The 8,307-nt window shown below is 52.3% G+C and carries 5 protein-coding genes and 1 tRNA gene; 5 read left to right on the top strand and 1 reads right to left on the bottom strand.

Annotated elements, in window-relative coordinates:
* Positions 1-443: 443 nt before the first annotated feature.
* The 5 genes from FUA23_RS15795 (at position 444) to ade (ending at position 7,522) form a co-directional block, all read left to right on the top strand.
* Positions 444-517 (top strand) — tRNA-Asn (locus FUA23_RS15795).
* Positions 518-602: 85 nt separating this feature from the next.
* Positions 603-1,517, top strand: coding sequence for a PfkB family carbohydrate kinase (locus tag FUA23_RS15790; protein WP_147931721.1), 915 nt, complete (start codon positions 603-605; stop codon positions 1,515-1,517).
* A gap of 314 nt (positions 1,518-1,831) precedes the next feature.
* Complete coding sequence (locus FUA23_RS15785; protein WP_147931720.1) at positions 1,832-4,087, top strand: PALP domain-containing protein; 2,256 nt, start codon at positions 1,832-1,834, stop codon at positions 4,085-4,087.
* Positions 4,088-4,217: 130 nt separating this feature from the next.
* Positions 4,218-5,483: a PP2C family protein-serine/threonine phosphatase gene (locus FUA23_RS15780; RefSeq protein WP_147931719.1), complete on the top strand. Its 1,266-nt coding sequence runs from the start codon at positions 4,218-4,220 to the stop codon at positions 5,481-5,483.
* Between the two features lie 377 nt (positions 5,484-5,860).
* Complete coding sequence (gene ade / locus FUA23_RS15770) at positions 5,861-7,522, top strand: adenine deaminase (protein ID WP_147931717.1); 1,662 nt, start codon at positions 5,861-5,863, stop codon at positions 7,520-7,522.
* Here the strand turns inward: ade and FUA23_RS15765 are convergent.
* Complete coding sequence (locus FUA23_RS15765) at positions 7,519-8,208, bottom strand: T9SS type A sorting domain-containing protein (RefSeq protein WP_147931716.1); 690 nt, start codon at positions 8,206-8,208, stop codon at positions 7,519-7,521. The genes ade and FUA23_RS15765 overlap by 4 nt on opposite strands.
* Between the last annotated feature and the right edge of the window lie 99 nt (positions 8,209-8,307).

Genomic DNA, 8,307 nt, shown 5'->3' with positions numbered 1-8,307 from the left:
TTTGCAATATTTGGGCAGCGAGAGTTTCGATTTTCGTCGGGTAGGTCATTCTTGGTAGGTGTGAGAATCACCAAGTTAAGGGCCTACCCTTTTTTAGAAGCCTAAAATCGTAGCGGACCATTGTCTCCACTCACTCGCCCCCGGCGCGGAGAGGGGAGTACCTCGGCTTACTTTCGGCCAGTTATTCAGCGGCGTTTGTCTTAACGCCTCTCATCGGGTTCGGCGTGGCGGAACGCTATGGTTACGGACTGGCGACCTTTACCTGCTGTGCGTTTGCCGGCCTGGGTTGGCTTTTACTCTCGCGGGTAAATCTGATGCGGGAGGCTGGAAACCCTGATTCTGAACTGATGGTCAGTAAGCAGGCAAGATAATTTTATATTTTTTTCGTTTTACTGTTGCGAGATAAAATAACCCATCGTACATTTGCAGCCGCAACGCAAAATGCCTCAGTAGCTCAGTTGGTTAGAGCGGCGGACTGTTAATCCGTAGGTCAAAGGTTCGAGCCCTTTCTGAGGCGCATCAAAAGTCGAGTACGAGTCATCGTGCTCGACTTTTTTTATGGCTCCTCAGGAGCCACAGACTAATGAACTAAAAGACCAAACATGAGCCTTCTCGCCATCGGAACCATTGCCTACGACGACGTTTACACGCCCTTCGGCGAAGTGAAAATGATTGAGGCCGGTAGCTGTACTTACATCGCTATGGCTGCAACCCAACTGGTGAAGCCGGTACAACTCGTTTCTGTAATCGGAGGAGATTACAACCAGGATTTTCTGGACGACATGAAGAAGCGTGGTGCCGATCTTGAAGGCGTAGAGGTGGTGCCCGACGGAAAGTCTTTTTACTGGGCCGGCCGTTACCACGACGATATGATGGGGCGCGATACTCTCGATACCCAGCTCAATGTTCTGGCCGACTTTGACCCTAAAGTTCCCGCTGCTTACCGTAATACTGATTACGTAATGCTTGGCAACCTCAGCCCTCAGGTTCAGTCTACCGTGATTGATCAGATGGAGAGCAAGCCGAAACTCATCGCACTGGATACGATGAACTTCTGGATGGACATCGCGATGGAGCCACTCAAAGAAGTCCTCAAGCGGATCGACGTTTTGGTGATTAACGACGAAGAGGCCCGCCAACTGTCTGGCGAACTCAGCCTGCTGAAGGCTGCGGCAAAAATTGTTGACATGGGCCCACGCATCCTTATCATCAAAAAAGGTGAGCACGGTGCGTTGCTGTTCGACGGCGACAAGTTGTTCAGCGCTCCCGCTTTGCTGTTGCCTACTGTCGTTGATCCTACCGGTGCAGGCGATACTTTTGCCGGAGGCTTCATGGGTTACCTTGCTGCTACCGACGATACGAGCTTTGATAACCTCAAGCGTGCCATCATCTACGGTTCGGCTATGGCCAGCTTCGTAGTGGAAGACTTCGGTACCCGCCGCATGCAGAACCTCACCAAAGAGATGATCGATGGTCGGATTCAGCAGTTCATTGATCTGATCAACGTGGAGTTTTAGGCGCGGCCGCAGGTGCCATAATCGTTTTTAAGGAGGAGTGTCAGAAAGCCACAGCCGTTAACCCGCCCACCAGAATGATGAGCTGGCAACTTTGAGGCCTGATCGTTAATGCATTGTATCGGCAGGCATACTACTGGACATTTTTGATTTTCCACCTCACCCTCCGCCCTTTTCAGCAAGGTTTGCCTAAGGCTCTCAGCGAAGAGGGAGCCAAACCTCGAAGAAGCCGCAAAGCGAAATCTTCAGTAGTATGGTCGGCCGGGCAAACAATTTAGGCTGGGTCACGCATAATCAACTAACTTTGGCTCCCGACCATGCGAGCTTTATTATCCGGCATTCACCGATCTTTCTCCGTGCAGTTGTTTTTACTGCACCTGCGCAGCAACTCGCTGTTGCTGCTCGTATGGGTGTTGCTTGCCCTGATGATGAGTGGTGTCCTTGGTCCGCGTTTGGGTCTGCAGTACCTGTTTCTGGATCCGGAATACCTTGATTCCGACGGGTTCTGGGCGTACCTGATCATTGGTTTGGCTTATGGCTTTTTCGTGATGAGCTGGAACCTGAGCACTTACTTGCTCATTGGCGGTTATTTCAATTTCTTGGCCAGCCTTTCACGGCCTTTCTTCAAATATTGTATTAATAACGCGCTGCTGCCGTTGGGCTTTTTCCTGTTTTATTGTGGCCTGGTCGTACGGTTTATGCAGCCGGTGAGAGATTTTCATCCCGGTTGGTGGGAGATAGCCGAGAGTCTTAGCGGGTTAGTGCTGGGGCTCGTGATCAGCCTGTTTCTCTACGCACTCTACTTCAATCTCACCAACCGTGATATAAGTTACTACCGGCCGCAATTCAGAGAGCCGCCACCCAACATAGGCCCGGGGCAAAGCCGGCGGGGACGAGGCTATCGCCGAACAGGAGCCCGGGCACTGGCCCCGAAACTGATGAGCATCTACGATAATCCGTACCTGGTAAAAACCTACCTGAACGAGCGGCTGAAGTATAAAGTGGTTCGCTCGGTAGCCCACTACGATTCGTCGGTATTGATGAGCATTTTCCGGCAGAATCATCTCAATGCCATTCTCCTTCAGTTTTCTACCATCATCGTGTTGGGTACCCTTGGGTTCCTGATCGATGTGCCCTTTTTTCAGATTCCCGCCGGGGCGAGTTTTATCGTTTTACTCAGCTTGATAATTGCTTTCATCGGAGCCATCAGCTACTGGTTTTCGGAGTGGAGGTTTACGCTGCTTGTTGTCTTGCTTTTTGGTCTTAACCTGGTTACCAGTTCGAGTTGGTTCCATCATGGCAACCAGGCCTACGGCCTGGATTACAGTAGTAGTGCTCCCTACAACGATACCCGTTTACTGGCCCAATACGAAAGTTCTGTTTTGGAGAATGATCTTGCCGCTACCATCGGCATTCTTGAAAACTGGAAGGCAAAACAGACAGAGGAAAAACCTCCTTTCTTCGTTGTTTGTGCCAGCGGAGGAGGACTTGCTGCTGCGCTCTGGGCTATCCATGTTGTCCAGACAATCGAGACTTGCTCTGATGGTAAACTCCTTCAGCATACGGGGTTGATGACCGGAGCGAGCGGTGGCGAGCTCGGGCTGGCCTACCTGAGGGAGGCTTACCTGAGCGATACTGCTTTCAGCGAGAACGGGGTGAGCCGCCTGGAGCGAATGGGGCAGGATCTTCTCAATCCGGTAGCTTTTTCTCTGGTGAGTAACGATGTCTTTCTTCCTTTTACGGAAGTGGAAGTAGGAGGGAGAAAGTACCGGCGTGACCGTGCTTACGGCTTCGAGCGCGAATTGAACCTGAATACACAAGGGTGGATGGATAAACCCCTGGTGGATTACCGGGAGCCTGAACAAAAAGCGGACATCCCGCTGTTATTCGTTACCCCCAGCATCGTTGAGGATGGCAGGAGAATGGTGATCTCCCCGCAGGGAGTGAGTTACATGACCGTGCCCGCGGCATCGCAGCGGGGAGACCTTAAACTTCGCCCGGATATGGTCGACTTTCGTCGCCTCCTGCCGGGGCAATCCTCCGACAGCCTCCGGTTCACAACTGCGCTGCGGATGAATGCGACGTACCCCTATGTCCTGCCTCTGGTTACCCTTCCTACCCGGCCGTCTATCAGGCTGATGGATGCTGGCTACCGCGACAACTATGGTGTCGCTTCTGCTGAACGCTTTCTGTCGGTATTTCGGGATTGGCTGCGCGAGAATACGTCGGGCGTGCACCTGATTCAGGTGAGTGTATTTCGGGATTCAGACAAAATAGACCCCGATGACCGCAGGGGAGTAGTGGAAAACCTCTTCAGCCCGGTAGGTGTGGCGGGCAACATCCTCGGAACCCAGATTCTTGACCAGGAAGTACTGCTAGGGCAGCTCTCCGATTTATTTGGTCCGGATATGTTTCACCTTTACCGCTTCAACTACGAACCTCATGCGGAGGACCCGCTGGAAACCTCCGTCTCCCTCCATATGACCGAGCGGGAACAGCAGCAAATATTGCTTGAGGTCGATTCGAGAAAAATGCAGTTGGAAATCGACAAAGTGCTGAGCGTGCTGAAGTAGCGCTACGCGAAATCGCTGATCGGACCCGGGTGTGGGGAGGTTGCAGATAGCTGGAGAGACAAACAATTTTGCTATTTCTACTGTCAAACTACTTAATCCACCGTCTGGCTAATATATTTGCTGATACAGAATGACAAAGCCATTTTCCCGCATACAGAACCTCGAACGTGAACTTCACCTGCGCCAGTTACAGGTGCAGCGTTTGCTGCAGATCACGCAGGCAATCAACAACAACGTTGCAGCCGAGGATCTCTTTGGTATGTATCGGGTGTTTTTGCGTAAGGAACTAAAGCTTACCAGAATGGCATTGATGGTGCGTAGCAGTACTAACGATAACGCCTGGGTGATTGCGGCATCCATCGGACTGGAGGAAATTGAAATCCCGACCATTGACCTGGGTACCGAACTTCAGTACTTCACCCGGCCAGCGGTTCTGGAAGCCGAAGACGAATCCTTCTTCTCCCACTTCGAACATATCATCCCCGTACTCCACAAAGAGCGCCCGATCGCCTACATCTTGATCGGTAAATTCGAGGAGGAAGAGGATATGTTCGAACGCGTGCAGATCATCACCACGATCACGAATGTGATCGCAGTAGCGATCGAGAACAAACGCCTCTTCCGCCGCCAGATCGAGCAGGAAAGACTGGAAGCAGATATGGACCTCGGAGCAAAAGTCCAGAAAATGCTCATTCCTGAGCGCTTCCCGATGCGGGAAGAGTACGAGATCAGTACCATCTACCAGCCAAAACTTGGTGTTGGCGGAGACTACATCGACTTCAAAGAATTTGAAGACGGCAAGCTCGTATTCTGCATCGGCGATTTTACGGGGAAGGGCGTAAGCGCGGCTCTTTTGATGGCCAACTTTCAGGCCAACTTCCATACCCTGATCACGAAGCGTTCCAGCCTCTACGACTTCGTCTCTGACATCAATAAAGCCGTCTATAAAATCACGAACGGAGAGCGCTTTGTAACTTTCTTTGTAGCCGAGTACGACATTGAAAAGAACGAGCTGAGCTACGTCAATGCCGGCCATCCACCTCCCGTTCTCGTTCACGAAAATGGTCTGCAGCTACTGACCGAAGGAACGCTGATTTTAGGATCCATCGAAGAATTACCGATGCTTGAAGTAGGTAAACTTGAACTGCCTTCGCAAGCCCTCATTCTCACCTATACCGACGGGCTCACCGACTTGCAGAACAACGCCGGTGAGATTTACGAAGAAGAAATTCTCTACCGTTTCATGCGCCGCCAACACGGACGCTCCGCAAAAGCAGTGAACAACGCACTCGTGCGCGAGCTGAATGATTTTCGGCAAAACAATGAGTTCCCGGATGACCTGACGGTCCTCACCTGCCGGATCTTCGGTAAATTCGATGAGGAAGATTTAGAGTAGGTAGTGGGTAGAATGTAAGGGGGTAGTGCTGCCGCACGAGCGCAGCGAGCATCCCCCGACTACCACGTGCGGCAGCACTATCTACTACATTCTACTAACTACGCACTACCTAATACATTCTACTCACTACCAACTACGCACTACCACGTGCGGCAGCACTATCTACTACATTCTACTAACTACGCACTACCACGTGCGGTAGCACTACCTACTACATTCTACCAACTACGCACTACCACGTGCGGCAGCACTACCTACTACATTCTACCAACTACGCACTACCACGTGCGGCAGCACTACCTACTACATTCTACCAACTACGCACTAGTTACTCCCCTCCCCGTTGAACCCCGGCCCTTCAGCATCGTTTCCCCGGTATGCAGCAAGTAAAAGGAAGGTTAGTAGACCTAGACACCCGTACCGTTTTCGGCGCCATCGTCACGATTAACGATGAGGGCTACATCGATGCCATAGATAGAGACCCTTCGCGCGACGATCGTGGCTGGTACATCCTGCCTGGTTTCGTGGATGCCCACGTACACATCGAGAGTTCGATGTTGTTGCCCGTCGAGTTTGCTAAGCTGGCCGTGACCCACGGGACGGTAGCGACGGTCTCCGACCCGCACGAAATTGCCAACGTGCTCGGTATTGAAGGCGTTAAGTACATGCTGGAAAACGCAAAGCACACTCCACTGAGCATCAACTTCGGCGCGCCGAGCTGTGTGCCCGCCACTACCTTCGAAACGGCTGGAGCAGAAATTGGTGTCGCTGAGATAGTTGAATTGCTGGAGCGCGACGACATCCTTTACCTCAGCGAAGTGATGAATTATCCGGCGGTGTTGAACGGAGACATGGAAATGTTAGCCAAGATTTCCGCCGCCATCGAGCGGGGCAAAGCCGTAGACGGCCACGCCCCCGGCCTGCGCGGCGAAGAAGCCGCTGCCTACGCCCGCGCCGGTATCACAACTGATCACGAATGTACCTCCGCCGGTGAGGCCCGCGACAAGCTCGATGCCGGAATGAAAATCCTGATCCGTGAAGGATCCGCCGCCAAAAACTATGCCGCCCTTCACGAATTGATCGGTGAGTTTCCTGAAAAACTGATGTTCTGTACCGACGACAGTCACCCGGACGACCTGATGCGCGGACACATCAACCTGCTCGTACAACGAGCCATCGATCAGGGCTACGACCTGTTCGACGTCCTCACCATCGCTTGCCGCAACCCGGTGGAGCACTACGGTCTCGATGTCGGTCAGCTTCGCGTCGGAGACCGGGCTGACTTCATTCAGGTCGATGATCTTCGCCACATGGCGGTGATGTCGACTTACATCAAAGGCCAGAAAGTAGGCGAAGCCGGGCATCACAACCTGTCGGATTTCGATCAGGAACCAATCAATCGCTTCAACTGCAGGCCAAAGACTCCGGCAGACTTTGCCGTTCCTGCCGGGCCCGAAGGAGCCCAACTCCGCGTCATCGAAGTCTTCGACGGAGAGCTGGTGACGGGCAAAAAACTGATGAAGCCAACGCTCGACGATGTTGGCCGCCCCGTCGCTTCGCCGGAGCGCGACCTGCTCAAGATCGCCGTCATCAACCGGTATGAAGATGCCCCTCCGGCAGTAGGCTTCGTGACGGGCATGAAGATGGAACGCGGCGCTATCGCCAGCTCCGTCGCGCACGACAGCCACAACATCGTGGTAGTTGGGGTAGACGACGAGGCCATCTGCCGCGTCGCCAACGCCGTGATCGCCGAGCGCGGCGGCATCGCCGCCGGCCGCGATGAACACCTGGAGGTATTACCGTTGCCCGTCGCCGGAATCATGAGCAGCGACAGCGGTCCCCGCGTAGCCGCCCGCTACGAAGCACTCACTGGTTTTGCCCGGAGGAAGTTGCGGTGTGAGCTGAATTCGCCGTTTATGACCCTGTCGTTTTTGGCTCTGCTGGTGATTCCTGAGCTTAAGCTTAGTGACAAGGGGGTGTTTGCGGCGGAGGGGTTTGAGCTGGTGGGGTTGTGGGAGGGGAAATCAGAATCTTCCTAATGCTTAACAAATTTAGCCGTTCCACTTCTTCCGTCGTTGAACACAGCCTTGAGCAGGTAAAGACCTGACGGAAGATCGCTCGCGTCTATGGTTCCTGACTCGCCGGAAAAGGTTCGGAATGGAGTAACTATAACCATTTCCGTTGTATCTCTCAAGCAAGCGAGCGTATAAGCCTCACTATTCTCATGGAGTTCTTCCCATCCAAAGTCAACCAAAGGTGCATGGGTATTATTTATCCATGTTCCACCAATGCAATGAAGTTCGCCGTCTTCACGAAAAATTTCACTATTCCACCTTATCTTCAAAGGAGGATGTAAGGAGTGGACGACAAAAGATATACCATCGAAAATTCGAAGACGGGTACAATCCCTAAGATCGTCCATTGTAAGCTGAATACCTGCATACCGAGATTTACCCAAGTAGGTTGGCAAGTCTCCTTCCGCCAATTCGTCGAATATTGCCAAACGAACCTCAAAAACGCTGTCAAACGGAACATTAACCAAATTCACCTCGCCGAGGTGAGGATTGAACTCCGAATTAGCGAATTCTGACAGGCCGATGTAAACGGTGTCTTTATTCCCAACGGCATCTTCGAAGAATAAAGGAAACTCATGAAAAATAGTGTCTTGCTGGCTGTAACCTACTAGGCTTATCAAGCAGATAAAGGAGGATAACATAATTTTCATACTAGCGCTGAATTACTCGGCGCAAATAGCGAATCGCTACACATTGCGTGTCGGTAACGGTAGCTTCTCGTTCAGCTTGATTAATCTGCTGGTTTTCGC

It is taken from the genome of Neolewinella aurantiaca (assembly GCF_008014675.1).
Taxonomy (GTDB): Bacteria; Bacteroidota; Bacteroidia; order Chitinophagales; family Saprospiraceae; genus Neolewinella; species Neolewinella aurantiaca.
Note: the sequence above shows the minus strand (reverse complement) of the source record. Positions and strands in the feature narration are given on the sequence as shown.

Coding starts and splice junctions, on each gene's coding strand:
- FUA23_RS15765 (WP_147931716.1), bottom strand. CDS start 8,208: ATGAAAATTATGTTATCCTCCTTTATCTGCTTGATAAGCCTAGTAGGT.
- FUA23_RS15780 (WP_147931719.1), top strand. CDS start 4,218: ATGACAAAGCCATTTTCCCGCATACAGAACCTCGAACGTGAACTTCAC.
- FUA23_RS15790 (WP_147931721.1), top strand. CDS start 603: ATGAGCCTTCTCGCCATCGGAACCATTGCCTACGACGACGTTTACACG.
- ade (WP_147931717.1), top strand. CDS start 5,861: ATGCAGCAAGTAAAAGGAAGGTTAGTAGACCTAGACACCCGTACCGTT.
- FUA23_RS15785 (WP_147931720.1), top strand. CDS start 1,832: ATGCGAGCTTTATTATCCGGCATTCACCGATCTTTCTCCGTGCAGTTG.